Source organism: Geobacter anodireducens (assembly GCA_001628815.1).
In the GTDB taxonomy this organism is placed as follows: Bacteria; Desulfobacterota; Desulfuromonadia; order Geobacterales; family Geobacteraceae; genus Geobacter; species Geobacter anodireducens.
In genome coordinates, this window is the sequence record CP014963.1 from 1347338 (window position 1) to 1366497 (window position 19160).

Consider the following 19160-nt stretch of genomic DNA (forward strand, 5'->3'; position numbering starts at 1 on the left):
TTGATGAAGCGTGAAGGGGTTTTATACATACTGTCGGCACCGTCTGGGGCGGGTAAAACCACGCTGTGCAGAGAAATAATTGACATTTTTCCACATCTGCGGCATTCTGTCAGCTACACTACGCGCGCGCCGCGGCCCGGCGAAGTCCATGGCAAAGACTATTTTTTCGTTTCCATGGATGAGTTCCGCCGGATGATCGATGCGGATGAGTTCGCGGAGTGGGCAGAGGTTCACGGCAACTGCTACGGCACCTCCATTCGGACCCTTGAGGAGAATCGTGCAGCAGGCGTGGATCTCATCCTGATATCGATATCCAGGGGGCACGCCAGCTCCAGGAGCGGTATGCGGGCGGCGTTTATATCTTCATTCTCCCCCCCAGCTTCGAGGAACTGCGTCGGCGGCTCAACAGGCGCTCCTCGGACAGCGACGAGGTGATCAGCCGGCGGATCAACGCTGCTGCCGGCGAGATCCGGGAATCCCGCTGGTACGACTATATCATCGTCAACGATCAGTTCAGCCGGGCGGTTGAAGAGCTCAAATCGGTGATCATTGCCGAGCAGTGCCGCACAGCCAGGGTGCTGGATGCGGTTTCAGGAATTTTTTCAATGGATTGAATGGCCCCGTTGCGGGCCGGACTTTACCCACGTTACCGTCCCCGCCGTCAGCGGGTACCGGTTGCACGAAAGGAGTAACAATGGCACGCGTAACCGTAGAGGATTGCCTGGACAAGGTGGATAACCGGTTCCTGCTCGTCATGCTTGCGTCCAAGCGCGTCAAGCAGTTGTACAAGGGGGCGCGTCCGCTCATCGACACCCGGGGCGCCAACAAGAACGTGGTGATCTCCCTGCGTGAAATCGCCGCCGGCAAGGTCGGATACGAGCTGACCAGTCGTCGTTCCCGCTAATCACAGGATCTCCCCAGGCAGAAGCACCAGGCTTCCGCCCTTTTTTTGTCTTTTTCCCCATGATACGGCTCAACGATATCCTCGATAAGGTCGTCACCTACAATCCGGTGGCCGACCTGGACCTGATCCGCAAGGCCTATGTCTACTGCGCCAAGGTCCACCAGGGACAGACGCGTCTCTCGGGAGAGCCCTATCTCGTTCACCCCATGGAGGTGGCGGGCGTACTGGCTGACCTGAAGCTCGACGTGCCAACGGTGGTGACCGGGCTGCTCCATGACACCATCGAGGATACCCTCACCACCCGGGAGGAACTGGAGGGGATGTTCGGCGTCGAGGTGGCAAACCTGGTCGACGGCGTCACCAAGATCGGAAAGATTCACTTCAAGACCAAAGAGGAGAGTCAGGCCGAGAACTTCCGCAAGATGCTGCTGGCCATGGCCAACGACATCCGGGTCATTCTTGTCAAGCTCGCCGACCGCCTCCACAACATGCGGACGCTCCAGTACCAGCCCGAGCCGAAGCAACGTTCCATCTCCCGCGAGACCCTCGATATCTACGCCCCCCTTGCGAACCGCCTCGGCATTTCATGGATCAAGAGCGAGCTGGAAGACCTTTCCTTCCGTTACCTGGAACCACAGATCTACTACGACCTGGCCTCAAAGGTTGCCAAGAAGAAGAAGGAGCGGGAAAGCTACGTGGAGGAGGTGCGGCAGATCATCGTCTCCAAGCTTGCCGAGCACGACCTCAAGGGCGATGTCTTCGGCCGGAGCAAGCACCTCTACTCCATCTGGCGCAAAATGCAGGCCCGCAATGTGGACATCGACCAGATCTACGACCTTGTGGCGATCCGGGTCATGGTGAACGACATCCGGGAGTGCTACGAGGTCCTCGGGATCATCCATTCGACCTGGAAACCGATCCCTGGCCGTTTCAAGGACTATATCGCCATGCCCAAGGGGAACATGTACCAGTCGCTCCATACGACGGTCATCGGTCCGCACGGGGAGCGCATGGAGGTCCAGATCCGCACGTCCGACATGCACCGGGTGGCGGAGGCCGGCATCGCGGCTCACTGGAAGTATAAAGAAGGCAAGGGGTACGACGAGAAAGAGGTCAAGCGGTTCGCCTGGCTGAGGCAGTTGCTGGAGTGGCAGCAGGAGCTCCAGGATTCCCACGAATTCATGAATACGGTCAAGGTGGAACTTTTTCCCGAGGAGGTCTACGTCTTTACTCCCAGGGGGGACGTGAAGAGCTTCCCCAAGGGGTCGACCCCCATTGATCTGGCCTATACCATCCACACCGACATCGGGCATCGCTGTGTGGGCGCCAAGGTGAACGGCAAGCTGGTTCCCCTCAAGTATGAGCTGAAGAACGGCGATATCGTGGAGGTGATCACCTCTCCGCACCACACTCCGAGCAAGGACTGGCTGAAGATCGTCAAGAGTTCCCGTGCCCGCAACAAGATCCGGGCATGGATCAAGACAGAGGAGCGGGTCCGGAGCATGTCTCTCGGCAAGGAGATCCTGGAGAAGGAGTTCCGGCGCTATTCTCTCAACCTGGCCAAGCTGCAGAAAAGCGGAGAAATTAAGCGAGTGGCTTCGGAGTTCGGCCTCTCCACCGACGATGACCTCATGGCCGCCGTTGGTTACGGCAAGCTCTCGGCAAACCAGGTGATCGGCAAGTTGCTTCCCGAGGAAAAGCTTCAGGAGCGCCAGGAACAGAAGGAATCCCGCATCGGGAAGATGATCGGCAAGCTCACCGGCTCGTCTCCCAGCGCCATCCAGATCGGCGGGGTCGACGATGTTCTCGTGCGTTTCGGTAAGTGCTGCAACCCGGTTCCCGGAGACGACATCATCGGTTTCATCACTCGCGGAAGAGGGGTCACGATCCATACCGCCGACTGTCCCGTGGCCCTGGAAAACGACCCGGAGCGCCGTATCGCCGTCACCTGGAACCGTGAGCGCAAGGCTGCCCTGCCGGTGAAAATTCGAGTATCCTGTCACGACCAGAAGGGAATTCTCGCCACCATCACCCAGGCCATCACCGATTGTGAAGCGAACATCTCCAGCGCGTCGATCCAAAGCACGGTCGACAAGCGCGGGGTCAATGTCTTTGAAGTGGACGTTACCGACCTGAATCACCTGAAGCGGGTAATGAACAACATCATGAAGCTGAGCGGTGTTATTTCGGTCGAGCGAATGAAGAATTGAAGGGGGGAGCATGAAAGAGATTATTGCGACGGAGCAGGCGCCCAGGGCGATCGGTCCCTATTCCCAGGCGGTAAGGGCAGGGGGATTCCTGTTCCTGTCGGGCCAGATTCCCCTTGATCCCGCCACCGGCGAAATGGTCGACGGGGACATCACGGTCCAGACGACGCGCGTGATGGACAACATGGCAGCGGTGCTGGCCGAGGCGGGCCTCGGGTTTGACGCCATCGTGAAGACGACGATCTTTCTTGCGGATCTCGCTGATTTTGCCGCCGTGAACCAGGCCTACGGCAGCCGCTTTGCTGCGGCGCCGCCGGCGCGTTCCACCGTGGAGGTGAAGGGGCTTCCCCGGGGCGCTCTCGTGGAAATCGAGGCGATTGCGTTCTGCCGGTAAGGGGCGAATGGCAGGTGTCTGTGGGGTATGCCGGCGTTGGAACGACAAAAAGCCGCACGCGCTTACGCGCTGCGGCTCAGTCATTTCGTGGCCTGGCGAACGTAGGGGCTAGACGGCCTTGGTTACGTGGCCGGAACGGATGCAGCGGGTGCAGACCTTGATGGTCTTGACGCTGCCATTGCGGACGGCCTTCACCTTCTGGAGGTTCGGATGCCACGTGGTGCGGGTCTTGTTGTTGGCGTGGCTGACATTGTTACCAAAACTGGGGCCTTTGCCGCAGATTTCGCAAACTTTGGACATGGTTCTACTCCCTTCGGGTGGCTTTCGAAGCTCCCTTTTATAGCAGACGGAAAATGCGAATGCAAGTGAAATGTTCCGTCAAGGATGTGTGATGGCTCTCTTTTTCCGGGGGATCATATCCCTTCTCATCGTAGTGCTGATCATAGTGGCCGTGCTGTTCGTGGACTTTGCCTACAAAACCTTTTCCCTGCGCCAGAGGGATGTGACCACCGATGCCATCGTGGTTCTGGCCGGGGGACGGGGGAGGGTTGAGGAGGGAGTCCGCCTCTTCCGGGAGCGCAAAGGCACGTACCTTTATCTCATCGGCGTCGATCCCGTGGTGAAGAAGCGGGACCTGTTCCGGGACCGGGAGGGAGAGCGGCTCGCAGATCGTGTTTTCCTGGAGAACCTGTCCCGCAACACCCTTGAAAACGCCCTCTACGGCCGGGAGATCATCATGCGGAAAGAGGTGCGTTCAATCCGGCTGATCACCTCCCGCTACCACATGAAGCGGGCCACTCTTCTCTTCCGCCAGGTATTGCCGCGTGACATCGCCATCTATCCCCACCCGGTCGACACCACCAACCTCAAGGAGCGGTGGTGGGACGACAAGGGGAGCTTCCGGCTTCTCTTCAGCGAGTTCTACAAGTACTGTCTCTTCAGGTTTTTCTTCCTTTTTGCCTCGGCGGAGTTGCGAACCCCGGCCAGGTAGGGAACTATTTCTCTTCCTTCTCCTCGATGCGGGGGAACAGGGCCTCCGCCTTGACGATCCGCGCCCCGGGCGCCAGCCTGCCCCATGCGAGATCTTCGTCGCGGCAGGGCTCCGTCCATCCCAGGTAGTCGAGGGCCTTGGCGGCGGTGCGCGGCATGAAGGCCGAGAGGATCAGGTGCACGATGCGCTGGGCTTCCAACAGCGTGTACATGACCGTGCCGAGGTAGTCCCGCTTGGCCGGGCCTTTGGCCAGGGTCCAGGGGGCCGTCTCGTGGCCTGGAGTCCCTTGCTGAAGGCCAGTTCGTCCATGCAGGCATCCACCTGGCGCACCATGGCTTCGGTCTTTTCCCTGAAGGCGGTGTCCAGCTCGGTCTGGGGGCCGGGGGCGGGGAGAACGCCGTCGAAGTACTTGTTGACCATGGCGGTGGAGCGGTTGAGCAGGTTGCCCAGATCGTTCGCCAGGTCGGAGTTGATCCGGTGGACAAGGGCCGCGTGGGAGAAGTCGCCGTCAAGGCCGAAGGGGACTTCACGCAGCAGGAAATAACGGACCGCGTCGATGCCGTACCGGTCCACCAGCATGTTGGGCTCCACCACGTTCTGGAGGCTCTTGCTCATCTTCTGGCCTTCCACGGTCCACCATCCGTGGGCAAAGACCTTTTTGGGCACCGGCAGTCCCGCGGCCATGAGGAAGGTGGGCCAGTAGACCGCATGGAAACGGAGGATGTCCTTGCCGATCAGGTGAACGTCCACCGGCCAGTACGTCTTGAACGCGCTTTCCTCATTCGGATAGCCCAGGGCAGTGATGTAGTTGGTCAGGGCATCGAACCAGACGTAGATGACATGCCTTTCGTTTCCGGGAACCGGAATGCCCCAATTGAAGGAGGTCCGGGAGACGGAGAGGTCGCGCAGGCCTTCCTTTACGAAGGAAATGATCTCGTTGCGCCTGCTCTTGGGCTGGATGAAGTCGGGATTCGCCTCGATGTGGGCCAGGAGCTGCTCCTGGTATTTGCTCATCCTGAAGAAGTAGGATTCTTCCTTGAGCTTGTCCACCGGACGGTTGCAGTCGGGGCATTTGCCGTCCATGAGCTGGGTTTCGGTCCAGAAGGTTTCGCAGGGAGTACAGTACCAGTCCTCATATTCACCCAGGTAAATGTCACCCTGGGCCATGATCTTGGTAAAGATGTGCGAGACCCCGTTCTTATGCCGTTCCTGGGTCGTGCGGATGAAGTCGGTGTACTGGATGTCCAGTTTTTCCCACAGGCCCTGGAAACGCTTGACCACCCGGTCGGCCAGTTCCAGGGGCGTTTCGCCGGCGGTGTTGGCCGCCTTTTCGACCTTCTGGCCATGTTCGTCGGTGCCGGTAAGGAAGAAGACCTCGTACCCCTTGAGCTTCTTGTAGCGGGCGAGAACGTCTGCTGCAAGGGTGGTGTAGGCGTGGCCGATGTGCGGTACGTCGTTTACGTAGTAGATGGGTGTCGTGACATAGAACGTTCGGCTCATTTCTTCTCCTTTTTATCCCGGTCTCTTCCCTTGCCGCCCCGGCGTTCCCGGTTGCCCCCCTCCTCGCGGGGGGGAGCCTGCTCCCGCTCCTGACGTTCGCGCCGCTCGCCACCTGAGCCTTCTTTGCGTTCCTTGTCGCGCTCCCGGGGGCGTTCGCGGCGCTCCCCGTCCTGGGGCGATTTCTGGTCTTTCTCCCGTCCTCCCTCTTTGCGCGGGGCCTTGGGGCGATCGAAGATGTTCTCGGGCTTGATCTCCTCGCCCTTGACGACCATTTCGCGATCTTCCTCGGTCCGGATGGTGACGGTCCCTTCCAGGATGTTCTGCTTGACGACCTCCCCCTCCGCGGCGCCGCACTTCACAATCTTACCGCATTTGGGCAGGCACTTCTTGAGGGAGCAGTAGGTTTCGAATTCGTAGCCGAGGCAGCAGAGGAGCCGGCCGCACTGGCCCGAGATCTTGGTGGGGTTGAGGGCCAGGTTTTGCTCCTTGGCCATTTTGACCGAGACGGGCTCGAAATCGCGCAGAAAGGACGAGCAGCAGAGCTCCCGGCCGCAGATGCCGATGCCGCCGATCATCTTGGACTCGTCCCGTACCCCGATCTGACGCATCTCGATGCGGGTATGGAACTGGTGGGCCAGATCCTTGACCAGCTCCCGGAAATCGACCCGCCCGTCGGCGGTGAAGTAGAAAATGGCCTTGCTCCCGTCAAAGAGATACTCCACCTTGACGAGTTTCATGTCCATGCCCCGCTCCTTGATCTTGCGGAGGCAGAAATGGTAGGCGTCCTGCTCCTTGGCCGCGTTGCGGGCCGCCGAAGCCAGGTCAGACGGTTCGGCGAGGCGGACGATGTTCTTGAGCCCCTCCGGGGCATGGGTATCTTCGTATTCCCGCGGCGGGGTAACGACCATGGCGATGCTCCGGCCCCGCTCGGTTTCGACGATGACCCGGTCACCCTGTTTCAGGTCGAGGTCGCCGGAACCGAAGTCGTAGAGTTTCCCGGCGGTATGAAACTGGACCTTGACGATTTTGACCACACTATCCTCCCGGGGAGTTCCCCGTTGTCAGTTTGAAGTGCCCGTTTTTTAGACGGAGTGCGTTACGGTGCCGTCCGGTCCGCCAGGCGCATGAGGAGCACGTCCATGGTGAGCCGGGGATTTGCATTGCGCTGGAGCGCCTGGCGCGCCTCCATGACGTGGCCGACGCGGGCGAGGGTCCGCTCCGGCGTCACCCGGCACGCTTCTTCTTCGAGAAGGGCGACGAGATCCCGATTGACCACCCCGTTGCTTCCTCCCTGGATGAGGAGAATATCGCGCAACAGTGAGGTGAGGGTGCCAAGGGCCTCCACGGCGCGTTCCCGGTCCGCGGCCAGTTCCTCGGCGGCCGCGAAGAGGGGGGTGATCTCTTCCAGAGTGAGAGTCCGAAGCCGTTCGATCAGTCCCTGCCGGGCCGCCCCGGCGCTCCCTTCCTCCATCTCCAGCGCCCGGGAGAGGCTACCGCCAGCCAGGGATGCGGCCAGGCGGGCTGCGTCCGGTTCCCGGCCTGCGTCCGTCAGGTACTCTTCGATCACCCGCTCGGGGAGCGGCGAAAACCTCAGGAGCTGACAGCGGGAACGGACCGTGGGGAGAATCCCTGCCGGGTTCGTGGTGAGCAGGATCAGAAGGGCGCTGCCCGGCGGTTCTTCCAGCGTCTTGAGCAGCGCGTTGGCCGCTGCCGGGTTGAGCCGATCGGCATCGTCGATGATGCATGCCTTCATCGGTGCCTCAACCGGACGCAGGGAAAGCTCCCGCTGCAGTTCCCTTATCTGGTCGATCTTGATGAATGCACCCTCGGGAGCCAGGCGGTGCAGGTCCGGGTGCTGGAGTCCGGCCATTTTCCGGCAGGAGGGGCATGAGCCGCAGCCGTCGTCCCGCCGGCAGAAGGCAGCCTCGATGAAGGCGAGGGCGGTGGTCATCTTGCCGCACCCCTCGATCCCTTCGAAGAGGTAGGCATGGGCCGCTTTGCCCGAACGGAGCGCGCGCCGCAGGACGTTTACGGCGGTTTCCTGGCCGAGGACGCGGGAAAAGGGCATCGTCCTACCTCCGGGGCACGCGGCTCAGGAGCACACCCGCCACGGCCGTTGCCGTCGCTTCGACCCCTTCGTTTCCGTCGATCACGGCGAACCGGTGGGGTTCCCCGCAGGCCAGGGCGAGAAACCCCTCTCGCACCCGCTCGTGAAAGAGGAGCGATTCCTGCTCGAACCGTTCTTCCCGGTTCGTTTGCCGGGAGCTGATCCGCGCCGCAGCCCTGGCAAGCCCCACCGTCACGGGGCAGTCGAGGAGGATGGTGAGGTCCGGCCGGATCTGTCCTGCGGCCAGGGTGTTGAGCCGGGCAATGAGATCCCGGTCCAGGTTGCGGCCGAAACCCTGGTAGACGAGGGTGGAATCGGTAAAGCGATCGCAGAGGACCACGGCCCCCTCCGCCAGGGCGGGTGCGATGACCTCGGCCACGTGCTGGGCCCGCGCCGCCGCGTAGAGGAGGAGCTCCGTCATGGGGACCATGGCGCTGTTGCCGGCGTCCAGCAGGATGGCCCGGATGTCGTCGGCAATGGGGCAGCCGCCCGGTTCGCGCGTCACGACCACCCGGTGGCCCGCCTCCTTGAGGGACTGTGCCGCCCGCTGGATCTGGGTCGTTTTGCCGCATCCCTCGATGCCTTCGAATGTAATGAAATAGCCCATACGGCCCGGACGTACCCTCTCGATTCGTAAAGGCCGAATTATAGGCGAGAGGTCATGCATTATCAAGCGCAAAATGGTCTCCGGTCCGCATATCTATTGATAAAGACGATGGAATCGGGTTATACTTCCCAGCTATGCGTGAAACGGATGAACAACCCGTCGCCGGCGGCGCGGCATCAGCGGAGGGACTGGAGACCTCGATCGGCTATCGCTTCACTGACCGCCGCTTTCTGGACGAGGCCCTGACCCACCGTTCCTGGCTGAACGAGGTCCGCTCCCCGACGGTTCCCGACAATGAACGGCTCGAATTTTTCGGCGATGCCATCCTTGGTTTCTGCATCGGCAAGATGCTCCTGCAGCACTACCCCGAAAGCCGGGAGGGGACGCTGGCACGGATGAAATCGGCCTTGGTGGGCGAAGAGACTCTCGCCGACCTGGCCGCGGCCGTGGAGCTCGGCAGCTATCTGCGCCTCGGGCGCGGCGAGGAGCGCTCCGGAGGCCGCCACCGCAGATCGCTGCTCGCCAATGCCCTGGAAGCTCTTCTGGCGGCCATGTATCTCGACGGAGGGATGGCTCCGGTGGAGCGTCTCGTGGACGCGTGGTTCGGCCCACGCCTGGCCGGTGTTGCTGCCGGGGTAAAGGGACGGGATTTCAAGACTGATTTCCAGGAACTGGCCCACGCCCTGTATGGTGGCTTGCCCCGATATGTCCTGGTCGATACCAGTGGTCCCGCCCATGACCTGCGCTTCACCGTGGCGGCGTACGTGGGTGAGCAGCTCCTGGGCCAGGGGGCTGGTAGGAGCAAGAAGGAGGCGGAGCAGGCTGCGGCGCGCCAATGCCTGGAACGCCTCGAAGCGGGGCGGCGCAGCGCTGTCCCATGACGCGGCCCGTTATCGTCCCGTTCTTCATTTCCCACCAGGGATGCCCCCACCGCTGCGTCTTCTGCGACCAGGAGCGCATCGCAGGCCGGACCGGTGGGCTTCCGACCGCCGCAGAGATCCATTCCGCCGTGAAGGCCTTCGGCAGGGGACGGCCCGTTGAGGCGGCTTTTTACGGCGGCACATTCACGAGCCTTCCCCGCAGCGAACAGGAGAGACTCCTGACGGCGCTGCAGCCCCTTCGGCACGATGGTTCCGTAAGGAGCGTGCGGCTTTCCACCCGGCCCGACGCCCTCGATGCCGAAACAGCCGGCTTTTTGAAGTCCATGGGGGTAGCCAGTGTGGAACTGGGCGTCCAATCCATGGACGACCGGGTTCTGGCGGCGTCCGGCAGAGGGCACTCGGCCGCTGACACGGTGCGGGCATTCGAGGTCCTGCGGCGCGAGGGGATCGCCGCGGGGGCGCAACTGATGCCCGGACTGCCCGGCGACAGCCGGGAGCGTTCGCTGGATTCCCTGACGCGGATTTTCGATCTGAAGCCCGTCTCCCTCCGCATCTACCCGACCCTGGTAGTGGCGGGGACCAGGCTTGCCGAACTCTGGGCCGAAGGGAGCTACACCCCCTTGACCCTTGCCGATGCCGTACCTCTCTGTGCCGACATGCTGCTGGCCTGCAAGCGGGCCGGGGTCCCGGTCATCCGGCTGGGCCTTCAGCCGACGGATATCCTGGAACGTTCGGTGCTGGCGGGCCCCTGGCACCCGGCCCTGCGCCAGCTCGTGGAGGGCGAGCTCTGGTACCGGCTGCTGGAGCGGCTTACCGCCGGCCTTGCCGCGGGAACCGAGGTGTCGGTGGCCTGTGCCCCCGCACGGATTTCCGATGTGGTGGGACAGCGGCGCGCCAACCTGTCCCGCCTGCTGGAACGGCGGGGGATCGTCATCACCGGGGTTGCCGGCTGCCCCGCCGCGGCACCCGATACCCTTACCCTGACCCACGCCGGCGGCACCGTTGCCGGCGGTCTGACCGACTGAACAGCCGCCCTAGCGGCGGCCACACTCACAAGGAGTACTATGTTGTCTAAAACGCCATTCCGCTCGGGCTTTGTCTCGATCATCGGCCGCCCCAACGTGGGGAAGTCGACGCTTCTCAACCGGATCCTCGGGGAAAAGATCGTCATCACCTCGGACAAGCCCCAGACGACCCGCAACCGCATCCAGGGAATCCACAATCTGCCCGGCGCCCAGATCGTGTTCATCGACACGCCGGGAATCCACCACGCCCGTTCGCGGCTCAACAAATTCATGGTGGAAGAGGCCCTTTCCTCCATCCGCGAGGTGGACCTGGTCATGCTGCTGGTGGAGGCCAACCGGGCTCCGGGCGACCAGGAGCGGGAGATCGCGGGGCTTCTGCCCGGCGTGAATGTACCGGTCTTCCTGGTTGTCAACAAGATCGATCTCATCGATCCTGATATCCTGGCCGAGCGGCTCACCGCCTATGCCGAGCTGTTTCCTTTCCGCGAAGTGGTGCCGGTTTCCGCTGAAACCGGCGAGAACGTGGAGCGGCTGGTGGAGGTGGTGCGCGATACCCTGCCCGAGGGGCCGGTCTACTTTCCGGACGACATCCTCACGGATCTGCCCGAGCGGTTCATTGTGGCCGAGATCGTGCGGGAAAAGGTCTTTCGCCTCACCCGTGATGAGATTCCCTACTCCACCGCCGTGGAGGTGGACAGCTTCCGGGAGCGGGAGGACGGAGGCCTCGTCTCCATTTCCGCCACCATCACGGTGGAGCGCGACTCCCAGAAGGGGATCATCATCGGCCGCAAGGGGGCCATGCTCAAGCAGATCGGCAGCGAGGCCCGGCTGGAGATCGAGCGGTTGCTCGACACGAAGGTGTTTCTGGAGCTCTTCGTGCGGGTCCGCAGGGACTGGAGCGAAAACCCGAACATACTCAAGGAGCTCGGATACCGATGATACTGCCGATCGTTGCCATAGTAGGCCGCCCCAATGTGGGCAAGTCGACCCTTTTCAACCGCCTCGTGGGGCGCCGCAAGGCGATAGTTGACGACATGCCCGGCGTAACCCGGGACCGCAATTACGAGACGGTCACCCGTTTCGACGCCCCCTTCATCCTGATCGACACCGGCGGGTTCGAGCCCGAGAGCTCCGACCGCCTCCTCCAGCAGATGCGCGAGCAGTCCCGGCTCGCCATGGAAGAGGCCGACGTGATCCTCTTCCTCATGGACGGCCGCGCCGGACTCAACCCCGCCGATGTGGAAGTGGTGGAGATGCTCCGGCGGGTGGACAAGCCGGTTTTCTTCGTGGTCAACAAGGTGGATGGCGAAACCCTGGAGGTGGCGGCATCCGAGTTCTACTCCCTGGGAGTCGACAATCTGCTTACCATTTCGGCGGAGCACAACCGCGGCGTGCGCGACCTGATGGACGAGGTGGTGGCGGCCCTGCCCCGGCGGACCACCAGCCCCGAGGAGCGCGAGGCGACCAAGATCGCCGTCGTGGGCCGCCCCAACGTGGGCAAATCCTCCCTGGTCAACCGGCTGCTGGGATACGAGCGGGTGGTGGCCAACCCCACCCCCGGCACCACCCGGGATTCCGTGGACACCTGGTTCACCTGCAACAAGAAGCGCTACCTCCTCATCGATACCGCAGGCATCCGGCGCAAGGGGAAGACCACCCAGAAGATCGAAAAATACAGCGTGGTGGACTCCCTGCGCAGCATCGAGCGGGCCGACGTGGTCCTCATCGTGCTCAATGCCGAGGAGGGGGTGACCGAGCAGGACGAGCGGATTGCCGGCTATGCCTTTGAGGCGGGCAAGGCCTGCATCTTCGTGGTCAACAAGTGGGACGCCATTGAGAAGGACAACAGCTCCGTGGGGCGCTTCGTGGATAAGATCAGGACTGAATTCAAGTATCTCGCCTTTGTGCCGATAGTATTTGTGTCGGCACAAACAGGCCAGCGGCTCAACCGGATCATGGAAGAGGTGGACAAGGTCATGGCCCAGTTCGTGAAACGGGTCACCACCTCGGAGCTCAACCGGGTCTTTTCGGCGGCGGTGGAGAGCCATCACCACCCGCTCGTCATGGGGCGGCGGGTCAAGTTCTACTTCGCCACCCAGGTGGGGACCAGGCCCCCCACCTTCGTCATCTTCACCAATCGGCCGGATGGGATGCACTTTTCCTATGAACGGTACCTTGTTAATAAATTCCGCGAGGCGTTCGATTTTACCGGAACGCCCTTACGCCTGCTGTTCAGGGGACGGGAACGCTAGCCCCCCGAACGAGCGTAAACGGCGGCTGGGCGGCCCCTCGCGGGGAGTCGTAACCACTTTACTTGCATGGGCCGATGGTTTATGATGGGCGCCGCTTCCAGCACCAATCCGCGACGTGTTGACAGGATTCGGGTATGAGTCTCGTCGGCAACCTGGAAGATCTGGGCCTGGGGGAAATCCTCCAGATCGTAAGCCTTTCCCGCAAATCGGGTGTCCTGCGGCTCAACAGCAGAGGGCGGCTGGGCGAGATCGTTTTCCGCCAGGGCAAGGTGATCCGGGCCTCGTCGAGCAGTTTCCAGGAAAGCCTCGGCGAACTGCTGATCCGCAAGAGACTCATTGATCTGGCGACCCTCCGCGGCGCCCTTGCCCTCCAGGAACGGGAAGGATTTCAGGCCCGGCTCGGCTCGATCCTGATCCGCCAGTATGGAGTAGCTGCGGCGGCCATCGACGAGGTGGTCCGGGAGCAATTCGAAAAAGTCGTCTACTCCCTGTTCGCCTGGGTCGAGGGAGCCTTCGACTTTGAGCTTCAGGAAACCGTGGAGGCGGTCGACAGCATCCGGATGGACCCGATGCAGTTCATGCTCGACCAGGGGCTGAATCCTCAGTTCCTGGCCATGGAAGGCGCGCGGATCATCGACGAACAACGGCACCGCGGAGACCTTCCTCCCGCTGCAGCGCCCCAGGCAGCCGTCCCGTCCGTGGCCGGCATGGAGGGGGGGGATGCGTCCGGTCTGCAGCCGGACGCTGCGGCACAAACCCAAGAGCCGGTATCGCTTGTCCTTGTCGACGACGATGGCCTGACCCGGGAGATGCTTGCGGCGGCGCTGGAGGGGGGAGGTTACCGGGTCTATCAGCAGGAGCGGAGCGAGGATGCGCTGATCCGGATCGATTCTCTCTATCGCAAGGGAAAGCGGCCAGTGGTCCTTGCGGATCTCATCATGCCGCGCATGGACGGCACGGGGATCCTGGGCGGTCTCGAACTCGTGGAGCTCGTGCGGAACAATTTTCCCGACCTCCGGCTCCTGGTCATGTCCGACTACCATAACAGCGACGCCGAACGCCGGGTCGGGGGGATGGGGTATCCCCACCTGATCAAGCCGCGGCGGGCGCAGATGGCGGACCCGCAGGAAGCCGAGCGTTTCTGCCGTCACCTGCTGGATGTGCTCCGGCGGCTCCGGGGCGGCGAACTCTCCGTTGCCACGGGCGACGTAGTGAATCTGGGCCACGAGTTGCGCCTGGAGTTGGGCGACGACCTGAACGGCGAGGTCGAGGCCGTGGAGCCGAGCACCGGCATCACGCTGCTGCGGGGGATGCTCGAAGAACTGTCCAACCCTGCCCTCGGCGGAGGCGTTACCTTGATGGTCCTCCGTTTTGCCGCCGAGTTCATGAATCGGGCCATCATCTTCATGGTGAGGCGCGACGAGATCGTCGGGCTGGGCCAGTTCGGCATCGAGGAGACCGGGGGCTCCGCTGACGCGCGAGTGAGAAGACTGCGGATCCCGCGTAACGGCGAATCGCTCTTCAGCGCGATCCTGGAGGCCAAGCATCCGGCCGTGGTGAGGCCCGAGCCGGCCGTCTGGAACCGATACCTGTTCGAGCACCTGGGGCCGGAGATCCCCGACGAGGTTTTTGTCGGCCCCATCGTGAGCGAGGGGCGGGTCGTCGCCATCCTCTATGGCGACAATCTGCCCGACAAAAAGCCGATCGGCGGCACCGAGGCCCTGGAGATTTTCCTTTCCCAGGCCGGTGTGGCCATGGAAAAGGCGCTTCTGGAGCGCAAGCTCCTCGAAAGCGGCCAGGGGGGAACGTGAAGAGGATTCTGATTGCCGAAGACTCTGCCACCATGCGATCGATGCTGGTGGCCACCATCCAGTCCCTGGATGGGTTCGAGATCGTCGAGGCCTCCAGCGGATTCGAGGCGTTGCGCCTGCTTCCCCGGGAGCGGCTCGATCTGATCATCACCGATATCAACATGCCCGACATCAACGGGCTTGAGCTGGTGAGCTTTGTCCGCACCAGCGACAATTACAGGCACATCCCGCTCTTCATCATTTCAACCGAAGGGAGCGAGCGGGACCGGGAAAAGGGGCTGTCGCTCGGGGCGAACGAATATCTCGTCAAGCCGTTCGATCCGGCCCGTCTCCAGGATCTGATCGTCAAGTACACCTCCTGAGCAGAGGTGGAGGGTTCCATGACCAACACGCACGATGCATCAGGCAGGGCCGTTGATGATTTTCTGGCCGAGGCCGAAGAGATTGTCGAGAAGCTCAGCATCGACCTGGTCACCCTCGGCGACTGTGCCGACAGCGGTGAATGCGACCCTGATCTCCTGAACGCAATTTTCCGCGGCTCCCACTCCCTCAAGGGGCTGGCGGGGATGTTCGGCTTTACGGAAATCCAGTCCCTGTCCCACAATCTGGAGAACCTGCTCGACTCTCTGCGGCTCGGCAAGATCCCCCTCACCCCCGAAACCATGAACGTGCTGTTCGATTCCATGGAGCTGCTGGCTGGAATCATCCGCGGCATCGGCAGCGGCGAGGAGCACAGTGCGGCCATCGAGGACGCCGTCTCCCGCTCAACGCCTGCGCCTCGGCCCGGGAAGCCCAGGAGGTTTCGCCCCTCAGGGAACTGGGCATGCCCGACAAGGTTCTCAACTCCCTGACGGAGTACGAAGAACACCGCCTGCTGGAGAATGTGAAAAAGAGGCGGAACATCTTTTCCATCCACGCATCCTTCAGTCTCATGTCCTTTGACCAGGATCTGGGTGAGATCTCCGACACGCTCAAAAAAGAGGGGGAGGTCGTCAGTACGCTGCCGAGCGCCAGCGCTTCACCCGAGTCGTTCATAGACTTCGACATCCTCTTCGGCACCGACTTGGATGAAGAAGGCCTGTCCGCACTGCTCGACAGAGACGGGCTCACCATCGTCCGCTACGGCTCCGTTGCCCCGCCGGAAGAGCACGCTGACCTTCCCGCCACAGCCGCGCCGGCGTCCTCGCTGCCGTCCGTGCCGGCGCAGGCACCGGCCGTCGCAGCGCCGGCCGGCGTTGACGACCAACTTACTGCCAAGAGCATGAGCCGCACGGTCAGGGTCGATATCGGCAAGCTGGACGAGCTCATGAACATCGTGGGGGAGCTGGTCCTCTCCCACTCCACCATCGCTGATATCACCACCCGCATGAGGCTGGCGGGGTTCTCATCCCTGGCCATCGAGCTGGGCAAGGCCGCCAAGGGGCTCGACCGCAAGCTGACCGAGCTCCAGAAGGGGGTCATGGAAATCCGGATGATTCCCGTGGGGCAACTGTTCGAGAAAATGGCCCGCATCGTCCGGAAGGTTTCCCGGGAGCAGGATAAAAAGGTCGACCTCAAACTGTTCGGCGCCGACACCGAGTTGGACAAGCTGATCATCGAGGATATCTCGGACCCCATAGTCCACATCATCCGCAATGCCATCGATCACGGGCTGGAAACTCCCGGGGAGCGAAGTGCCGCCGGCAAGCCCGAACGGGGAACGATCCGGCTTTCCTCCTACCAGAAGGGCAACCACGTCGTCATCGAGGTGGCCGACGACGGCCGGGGTTTCAACATCGAGAAGGTCAAGCAGAAGGCCCTGGAGAAGGGGCTCATCAAGACCCTGGAAGGGGTGAGCGACCGGGACGCCCTCGACTTCATCTTTCTCCCCGGCTTTTCCACTGCGGACAAGGTGAGCGAGCTTTCGGGCCGGGGCGTCGGCATGGACGTGGTGAAGAGCAACATCGCCGCCGTGTCGGGCATGGTCGACATCGAAAGCGAATTCGGCAAGGGGAGCCGGATCATCATCACCCTGCCGATCACCCTCGCCATCATCAAGGCGCTGCTGGTCCTCACGGCTGACCGGACCTACGCCATTCCGATCACGTCGGTGCTTGAGACGATCATCGTGGAGGAGCGGGAAATCCTTACCGTGGAACGGAAAGAGGTGTACCAACTCCGGGAGACCACCCTGCCGCTGGTGCGGCTGGAGCGCTTTTTCAGGGTCCAGCGCGAGACCCCCCCGCCCGGCAGTTTTTACGTGGTGGTGGTCGGCGTGGCCGAAAAACGCCTGGGCATCATCGTGGACGACCTGGTGGGGCAGCAGGACATCGTCATCAAGTCGCTGGGCGACATGTTCAAGGGGTACAAGGGGATATCGGGCGCCGCCGACCTGGGCGACCAGAGGACGATCCTCGTCATGGATGTGGGGGGGATCATCGGCGAAGCCTGCGGAGCGGGGGGTAAATGTACCGGGAATTCTATGGATTGCGGGAAAAGCCGTTTTCCAAGACCCCTGACCCGCGCTACCTCTTCCTGTCGCGGGGGCACCGGGAGGCCCTTGCGCGCCTCCAGTACGCCGTTGAGGAGCGGGAACTGGCCCTGCTGACCGGCGATATCGGCTGCGGCAAGACCACCATTTCCCGGGCGCTCATGGATGCCATGGGCGAGGCGTGCCGCTTCTGCTTCATCTTCAACCCCCGCCTCTCGCCGCTGGAGTTTCTGCGGGTCATCGCCCGGAGCCTCGGGGTCGACAATCCGGCGGGGGCCAAGGACGAGTTGCTGAAACAACTCACCGAAACGCTCTACCTCTTGCATGCCGAGGGGCGCTGCCCGGTGATCGTGGTGGACGAGGCCCAGCTCGTCCCGGACCGGGACGTGTTCGATGAGATCAGACTTCTCACCAACTACCAACTGGACGACCAGAACCTCATGAGCGTCGTCCTCATGGGGCAGCCCGAGCTGCGTCAGATCCTGGCCGACCCGGTCCATGAGCCCCTGCGGCAGCGGATTGCGCTTCACTACCACCTTCAGCCCCTCAGCCTCGACGAGACCCTGGAGTATATCGATTTCAGGCTCGAAGTGGCCGGGGGGGCGCCGGGGCTCTTTTCCCCGGATGCGGTGCAGCGGATTCATGAGCTTTCGGGCGGCGTGCCGCGCAAGATCAACATACTGGCAACCAATGCCCTGCTGGTCGGTTACGGCAGGGATGCGGCGTGGATCGACGCCTCTCTGGTGGAGGAGTTGCGGGACGAGGCGAACCTGTACTGACAGCTCACAACTTCCGTGGGGAGCCGTGGTAACTTGCATGGCGAGGGAAAACGGATATGATGGATATCGCCGAGATACGTAAAAAGGCCCAGCGTGACCGCCGGCAGGAGGGGGCTGCGCCGGCTGCCGAGTTGCGGCGGGAGCCCCGGCAGGAGCCGGACCGGCCCGTTGCCGGCGCGACTTCAGCGCCGACGGCGCCGGAGCTCCAGGAGCTGTCCGACGACGTGTTCGCTCCCGATGATGGTGCCCTTCCGGTACCGGTTTTCGCGCCGGCGGCCGCTCCGTCCGTTCTCGACCCCCTGGCGCTCATCCTCCAGGGGCGCCGGGCAGCCCTGGTGGAAGACCTTGTCTCCGACACGGAGACGGAATCCGCCAGGGAGACGGAAGCGTATCTGGAAGTCCTGTGCTTCCGGGTGGCCGACGAAACCTACGGCATCGATATCATGGAGCTGAAAGAGATCATCAAGCCCCGGGAGACCACCGAGGTCCCCCATGCACCGCCGTTTGTCGCCGGGGTTCTGTCGTTGCGCGGCATCATCATTCCCGTGTTCATCCTGCGCGAGCGTCTCGGCCTGGCCGAAGCCGTGGCCCGCGGGAAGGAGCGGATCGTCGTGGTCAAGCACGGAGAGGGACTGTGCGGTCTCCTGGTGGACGAGGTTACCCAGGTGGTGAAGGTCCCGGCCGCAACCATCGAACATCCGCCTGCCGTGCTCGATGGCATGGATCGTGAATTCGTCAACGGCATTGGCCGCCACGACGGTGGAATAATCATCCTGCTTCAACTGGAAAAGGTGCTCGATTCAGCATTGATGTAATGCCCAGGAGGGTATGCCGATGGAAAAGAAAAGGATTCTGATCGTCGAGGATGAAGAGAGTCTGCTCAAACTTGAAAGCATCCTGCTGTCCTCCCGCGGCTACGCAGTGGCGGGGGTGACCGACGGCAAGGCCGCCCTGGACTATATTGCAGCCACCCCTCCCGACCTGATCATTCTCGACATCATGTTGCCGGGGATGGATGGCTTCGAGGTCTGCCGGCTGATCAAGGCCGACCCGTCAACCCGTCACATCCCGGTGGTCATGCTCACTGCCAAGAAAAGCACCCAAGACCGCGAGAAAGGGATGGATGCCGGTGCTGCCGCCTACGTGACCAAGCCGTTCAAGTCGGCCCGGATCATCGAGATCATTCAGGGGCTTCTGGCTGCCTGACGCTGCCGGGAGCCCTTTGCATACGT

The 19160-nt window shown here is 62.4% G+C and carries 17 protein-coding genes and 3 pseudogenes; 15 read left to right on the plus strand and 5 right to left on the minus strand.

Going from position 1 to position 19160, the window contains the following annotated elements:
• Positions 1 to 3: 3 nt before the first annotated feature.
• The 4 genes and pseudogenes from A2G06_06130 (at position 4) to A2G06_06145 (ending at position 3505) form a co-directional block, all read left to right on the plus strand.
• Positions 4 to 614, plus strand: a pseudogene (locus tag A2G06_06130) (guanylate kinase).
• 80 nt (positions 615 to 694) lie between these two features.
• Positions 695 to 904: a DNA-directed RNA polymerase subunit omega gene (locus A2G06_06135; GenBank protein ANA39969.1), complete on the plus strand. Its 210-nt coding sequence runs from the start codon at positions 695 to 697 to the stop codon at positions 902 to 904.
• Between the two features lie 59 nt (positions 905 to 963).
• Entirely contained in the window at positions 964 to 3114 is a 2151-nt protein-coding gene (locus A2G06_06140) for a GTP pyrophosphokinase (protein ANA39970.1), read from the plus strand.
• 10 nt (positions 3115 to 3124) lie between these two features.
• A complete protein-coding gene (locus A2G06_06145; GenBank protein ANA39971.1) occupies positions 3125 to 3505 on the plus strand; it encodes a reactive intermediate/imine deaminase in 381 nt (126 codons plus the stop codon).
• 108 nt (positions 3506 to 3613) lie between these two features.
• On the opposite strand, the gene A2G06_06150 is transcribed toward A2G06_06145, so the two are convergent.
• Positions 3614 to 3805, minus strand: coding sequence for a 50S ribosomal protein L28 (locus A2G06_06150; GenBank protein ID ANA39972.1), 192 nt, complete (start codon positions 3803 to 3805; stop codon positions 3614 to 3616).
• Between the two features lie 91 nt (positions 3806 to 3896).
• Between A2G06_06150 and A2G06_06155 the strand changes: the two genes are divergently transcribed.
• Positions 3897 to 4496: a hypothetical protein gene (locus tag A2G06_06155; GenBank protein ANA39973.1), complete on the plus strand. Its 600-nt coding sequence runs from the start codon at positions 3897 to 3899 to the stop codon at positions 4494 to 4496.
• Between the two features lie 4 nt (positions 4497 to 4500).
• Here the strand turns inward: A2G06_06155 and A2G06_06160 are convergent.
• From A2G06_06160 to A2G06_06175, 4 genes and pseudogenes are all read right to left on the minus strand, one after another.
• Positions 4501 to 5996, minus strand: a pseudogene (locus A2G06_06160) (methionine--tRNA ligase).
• Positions 5993 to 7030, minus strand: coding sequence for a hypothetical protein (locus A2G06_06165; protein ANA39974.1), 1038 nt, complete (start codon positions 7028 to 7030; stop codon positions 5993 to 5995). Before A2G06_06165 ends, A2G06_06160 begins: the two are co-directional and overlap by 4 nt.
• Before the next feature lie 62 nt (positions 7031 to 7092).
• The gene (locus A2G06_06170; protein ANA39975.1) at positions 7093 to 8064 is read right to left on the minus strand and encodes an AAA family ATPase; all 972 of its coding nucleotides are present in this window, start codon (positions 8062 to 8064) and stop codon (positions 7093 to 7095) included.
• Positions 8065 to 8068: 4 nt separating this feature from the next.
• Positions 8069 to 8710, minus strand: a complete 642-nt coding sequence (locus tag A2G06_06175; GenBank protein ID ANA39976.1) for a dTMP kinase — start codon at positions 8708 to 8710, stop codon at positions 8069 to 8071.
• Between the two features lie 134 nt (positions 8711 to 8844).
• Between A2G06_06175 and A2G06_06180 the strand changes: the two genes are divergently transcribed.
• The 10 genes and pseudogenes from A2G06_06180 to A2G06_06225 all read left to right on the plus strand — a co-directional run bounded on the left by A2G06_06180 (position 8845) and on the right by A2G06_06225 (position 19134).
• Positions 8845 to 9591, plus strand: a complete 747-nt coding sequence (locus A2G06_06180) for a ribonuclease III (protein ID ANA39977.1) — start codon at positions 8845 to 8847, stop codon at positions 9589 to 9591.
• A complete protein-coding gene (locus tag A2G06_06185) occupies positions 9588 to 10616 on the plus strand; it encodes a radical SAM protein (GenBank protein ID ANA39978.1) in 1029 nt (342 codons plus the stop codon). Before A2G06_06180 ends, A2G06_06185 begins: the two co-directional genes overlap by 4 nt.
• Before the next feature lie 39 nt (positions 10617 to 10655).
• Positions 10656 to 11555: a GTPase Era gene (locus A2G06_06190; GenBank protein ANA39979.1), complete on the plus strand. Its 900-nt coding sequence runs from the start codon at positions 10656 to 10658 to the stop codon at positions 11553 to 11555.
• Positions 11552 to 12868, plus strand: a complete 1317-nt coding sequence (locus A2G06_06195) for a ribosome biogenesis GTPase Der (GenBank protein ID ANA39980.1) — start codon at positions 11552 to 11554, stop codon at positions 12866 to 12868. The genes A2G06_06190 and A2G06_06195 overlap by 4 nt, the downstream gene beginning before the upstream one ends.
• Before the next feature lie 134 nt (positions 12869 to 13002).
• On the plus strand, positions 13003 to 14679 hold the full coding sequence (locus tag A2G06_06200; GenBank protein ID ANA39981.1) for a hypothetical protein: 1677 nt from the start codon (positions 13003 to 13005) through the stop codon (positions 14677 to 14679).
• Positions 14676 to 15041 carry a two-component system response regulator gene (locus A2G06_06205; protein ID ANA39982.1) on the plus strand — a complete coding sequence of 122 codons (366 nt, stop codon included), beginning with the start codon at positions 14676 to 14678 and terminating at the stop codon, positions 15039 to 15041. Before A2G06_06200 ends, A2G06_06205 begins: the two co-directional genes overlap by 4 nt.
• A gap of 18 nt (positions 15042 to 15059) precedes the next feature.
• A pseudogene (locus A2G06_06210) lies at positions 15060 to 17122 on the plus strand (chemotaxis protein CheA).
• A gap of 2 nt (positions 17123 to 17124) precedes the next feature.
• Positions 17125 to 17928, plus strand: coding sequence for an ATPase (locus A2G06_06215; GenBank protein ID ANA41611.1), 804 nt, complete (start codon positions 17125 to 17127; stop codon positions 17926 to 17928).
• A gap of 56 nt (positions 17929 to 17984) precedes the next feature.
• Positions 17985 to 18743, plus strand: coding sequence for a chemotaxis protein CheW (locus tag A2G06_06220; GenBank protein ID ANA39983.1), 759 nt, complete (start codon positions 17985 to 17987; stop codon positions 18741 to 18743).
• Positions 18744 to 18762: 19 nt separating this feature from the next.
• Positions 18763 to 19134 (plus strand): two-component system response regulator, encoded by a 372-nt coding sequence (locus tag A2G06_06225; protein ANA39984.1) that lies wholly within the window; start codon positions 18763 to 18765, stop codon positions 19132 to 19134.
• Positions 19135 to 19160: the final 26 nt, after the last annotated feature.

Coding starts and splice junctions, on each gene's coding strand:
- A2G06_06135 (ANA39969.1), top strand. CDS start 695: ATGGCACGCGTAACCGTAGAGGATTGCCTGGACAAGGTGGATAACCGG.
- A2G06_06140 (ANA39970.1), top strand. CDS start 964: ATGATACGGCTCAACGATATCCTCGATAAGGTCGTCACCTACAATCCG.
- A2G06_06145 (ANA39971.1), top strand. CDS start 3,125: ATGAAAGAGATTATTGCGACGGAGCAGGCGCCCAGGGCGATCGGTCCC.
- A2G06_06150 (ANA39972.1), bottom strand. CDS start 3,805: ATGTCCAAAGTTTGCGAAATCTGCGGCAAAGGCCCCAGTTTTGGTAAC.
- A2G06_06155 (ANA39973.1), top strand. CDS start 3,897: ATGGCTCTCTTTTTCCGGGGGATCATATCCCTTCTCATCGTAGTGCTG.
- A2G06_06170 (ANA39975.1), bottom strand. CDS start 8,064: ATGCCCTTTTCCCGCGTCCTCGGCCAGGAAACCGCCGTAAACGTCCTG.
- A2G06_06175 (ANA39976.1), bottom strand. CDS start 8,710: ATGGGCTATTTCATTACATTCGAAGGCATCGAGGGATGCGGCAAAACG.
- A2G06_06180 (ANA39977.1), top strand. CDS start 8,845: ATGCGTGAAACGGATGAACAACCCGTCGCCGGCGGCGCGGCATCAGCG.
- A2G06_06185 (ANA39978.1), top strand. CDS start 9,588: ATGACGCGGCCCGTTATCGTCCCGTTCTTCATTTCCCACCAGGGATGC.
- A2G06_06190 (ANA39979.1), top strand. CDS start 10,656: ATGTTGTCTAAAACGCCATTCCGCTCGGGCTTTGTCTCGATCATCGGC.
- A2G06_06195 (ANA39980.1), top strand. CDS start 11,552: ATGATACTGCCGATCGTTGCCATAGTAGGCCGCCCCAATGTGGGCAAG.
- A2G06_06200 (ANA39981.1), top strand. CDS start 13,003: ATGAGTCTCGTCGGCAACCTGGAAGATCTGGGCCTGGGGGAAATCCTC.
- A2G06_06215 (ANA41611.1), top strand. CDS start 17,125: ATGTACCGGGAATTCTATGGATTGCGGGAAAAGCCGTTTTCCAAGACC.
- A2G06_06220 (ANA39983.1), top strand. CDS start 17,985: ATGATGGATATCGCCGAGATACGTAAAAAGGCCCAGCGTGACCGCCGG.
- A2G06_06225 (ANA39984.1), top strand. CDS start 18,763: ATGGAAAAGAAAAGGATTCTGATCGTCGAGGATGAAGAGAGTCTGCTC.